This is a genomic window from Streptomyces sp. (assembly GCF_031178505.1).
Classification (GTDB): Bacteria; Actinomycetota; Actinomycetes; order Streptomycetales; family Streptomycetaceae; genus Streptomyces; species Streptomyces gulbargensis.
The window spans coordinates 1-2916 of record NZ_JAPSIW010000834.1 but is presented as its reverse complement, the minus strand read 5'-3'; the positions used below and the strand labels follow the sequence as shown (position 1 = coordinate 2916).

General features: G+C 74.2%; 3 protein-coding genes. 2 read left to right on the top strand and 1 reads right to left on the bottom strand.

The window, feature by feature from the left end:
- Positions 1-107: 107 nt before the first annotated feature.
- Positions 108-665 (bottom strand): hypothetical protein, encoded by a 558-nt coding sequence (locus tag RIF68_RS33125; protein ID WP_309055135.1) that lies wholly within the window; start codon positions 663-665, stop codon positions 108-110.
- Positions 666-797: 132 nt separating this feature from the next.
- On the opposite strand from RIF68_RS33125, the gene RIF68_RS33120 reads away from it, so the two are divergent.
- Both RIF68_RS33120 and RIF68_RS33115 read left to right on the top strand, forming a co-directional pair.
- On the top strand, positions 798-2009 hold the full coding sequence (locus tag RIF68_RS33120) for a pyridoxal phosphate-dependent aminotransferase (protein ID WP_309055134.1): 1212 nt from the start codon (positions 798-800) through the stop codon (positions 2007-2009).
- Positions 2010-2110: 101 nt separating this feature from the next.
- Complete coding sequence (locus RIF68_RS33115) at positions 2111-2500, top strand: hypothetical protein (protein WP_309055132.1); 390 nt, start codon at positions 2111-2113, stop codon at positions 2498-2500.
- Positions 2501-2916 lie beyond the last annotated feature (416 nt).

Genomic DNA, 2916 nt, shown 5'->3' with positions numbered 1-2916 from the left:
GCACTCAAAGCCCACATGACGGGCCAACCTACCCGCCGCCCGGCCCCGGGCCCGCGCCCGTCGCCGGGGCGGGGCCCCGCCGGCCCCGTGCGCAGCGCCGCGTCCGGTCACCGGGGGCGCTTCGTCACGCCCCTCCCCCGGCCGGGGTGACCGGGTCCGTCCGTGGACTCCGGGTCCGCCGTCCCCGCGGGGGCGGTGCCGGACGGTTCCGCCTCGGGGATGGCGGCCTCGTCCGGGTGCTGCCGTCCCGGGCCGTCGTGGACCGGGGCGGCGGAGGTGGGCGTTCCCCCGGACGGCCCTGCGCCGGGTGCGGCCGTCTCCGGCGGGACGGTCGTGCCGGATCCCGCGCCGGGCGCGGCCGGGCCGTCGTCCCCCGTGTCGGAGCCGGGGCCGGTGCCCGGGGGCCGCGACGGGCTGCCGGAGTCGCCGGACCCGCCGGCGGAGGGGTCGGCCTGGATGAGGGCGGGCAGCCCGCCGCCGCCGTCCCCGGACGGGGCGCCCGGCCCGCCGCCCGTACGGGATCCGCCGCCGAACAGGGCCGCCGCGGCGAGGCCCAGGACGGCGACCCCGCCCGTGGCGACGAGCCACACCGGGCCGCGCCCGCGCCGGGCGGGGGCGTGACGGCGGCGCCCGCGCGGGGCGCTGCGGGGCAGCTCGTCGTTCATGGCCCGGATTGTAGGGAGCACGACACCCTGGGTGCGATCCGGGTCACACCGGCGGCCCGGCGGAGGCGCCGCGCGGTCCGACGTGGCCGAGAACACGAGGCGTCCCGCCGCCGCCCCCCGTAAGCTCTCGACATGCAGGTGATCCAGTCCACGAAGCTCGCCAACGTCTGTTACGAGATCCGGGGCCCGGTGCTCGAAGAGGCGATGCGGCTCGAAGCGGCGGGGCATCGCATCCTCAAGCTCAACACGGGCAATCCGGCCGCCTTCGGCTTCGAGTGCCCGCCCGCCATCCTCGAGGACGTGCTGCGCAACCTCTCCGAGGCGCACGGCTACGGGGACGCCAAGGGCCTGCTGTCGGCCCGCCGCGCGGTGATGAGCCACTACGAGACCAAGGGCATCCCGCTCTCCGTCGAGGACATCTACCTCGGCAACGGCGTCTCGGAGCTCATCCAGATGTCGATGCAGGCGCTCCTGGACGACGGGGACGAGGTCCTGGTCCCCGCCCCGGACTACCCGCTGTGGACGGCCGCGGTCTCGCTGGCCGGGGGAACGGCGGTGCACTACCGCTGTGACGAGCAGTCCGACTGGATGCCGGACCTGGCCGACATCGAGCGGAAGATCACGGACCGCACCAAGGCGATCGTGATCATCAACCCGAACAACCCGACGGGCGCCGTCTACGACGACGAGATGCTGCGCTCCCTGACGGAGATCGCCCGCCGCCACAACCTGGTGGTCTGTTCGGACGAGATCTACGACAAGATCCTCTACGACGGCGTCACGCACACGCCGACGGCGGCCATCGCGCCGGACCTGCTCGTGCTCACCTTCAACGGGATGAGCAAGAACTACCGGGTGGCCGGGTTCCGCTCCGGCTGGCTCGCGGTCTGCGGCCCGAAGCACCACGCCTCCTCGTACATCGAGGGCCTGACGATCCTGGCCAACATGCGGCTGTGCGCCAACATGCCGGCGCAGCACGCGGTGGCCGCCGCGCTCCAGGGCCGGCAGTCGATCGAGGACCTGGTGCTGCCGGGCGGGCGGTTGCTGGAGCAGCGGGACACGGCGTACGAGCTGCTGACCCGGATCCCCGGGGTGACGTGCGTGAAGCCGAAGGGGGCGCTGTACCTCTTCCCCCGGCTGGACCCGAACGTCTACAAGATCAAGGACGACCGGCAGATGGTCCTGGACCTGCTGCGGGCGGAGAAGATCATGGTCGTGCACGGGACGGGCTTCAACTGGCACGAGCCGGACCACTTCCGGATCGTGACGCTGCCGGCCGCGGCGGACCTGGCGGACGCGGTGACGCGGATCGGCCGCTTCCTGGACGGATACAGCCAGCCGTGACGGCCTGACGGATCCCCCGCCGGCCACCGACCCGGACGGCGCTCAACTTTAGAACGAATCTAAGCTAGGATGGCTTCCCGAGCAGTCAGGAGGCCATCCCCATGTACGAACCGATCCGCACCAAGTCGGTCCACCGGATGGCCGACGACGACCACGCGTACCCGCACCGCTCCCGCGAGGAGGAGCTGGACATCCAGCTCGCAGGACACCTCGCCGCCCTGCTCGCCGTCACCGACGAGCTGGGTGACACGGAGGGCGGCGAGCTCATCGCCCGTCAGGTGGCGCGGCTGCGCGGCGCACCGCCCGCGCGGCACGCGGGCCTGAGCGGCTCCTCCCCGCAGGCCCTGCACCGCAAGGCGCACGCCCTCGCGGGCCGCGCACTGGTCGTCGCCGCCTCCCGGGCCGACACCGCCGCCGCGATCCTCGCCGCCGAACGCATGGACGCGCACACCGCGGCACTGGCCGGGGACTCCCTGGTCGCCGCCCCCTGACGGCCCCGGTCCGCGCGCCACGAACCGCGCGGACCGGGTGCCACCCATCCGCCCGCCGCGCCCGCCCCGGCCCCTGACGTACCGTCCGGCCGGACGGCCCGCGCGCGGAACCGTCCCCGGCCCCGAAACGCGCCCGGCCCCCGGAGCCTGAGGGGGCTCCGGGGGCCGGAGGGGTCGTGGTGGGCCGTCGTGACCCCACTGGTCAGGGCGGAATGTCGGGGCAACCCACCACGAGTGTGCGGTGCGGGATCAGCCCAGGCGCTTCACGAGCGCGTGGTACTGGTCCCACAGCTCCTTCGGCGTGTGGTCGCCGAAGGTGTTCAGGTGGTCGGGGACGAGCGCGGCCTCCTCGCGCCACACGTCACGGTCGACCGTGAGAAGGAACTCCAGGTCCCCGGCCGGGAGGTCCAGGCCGG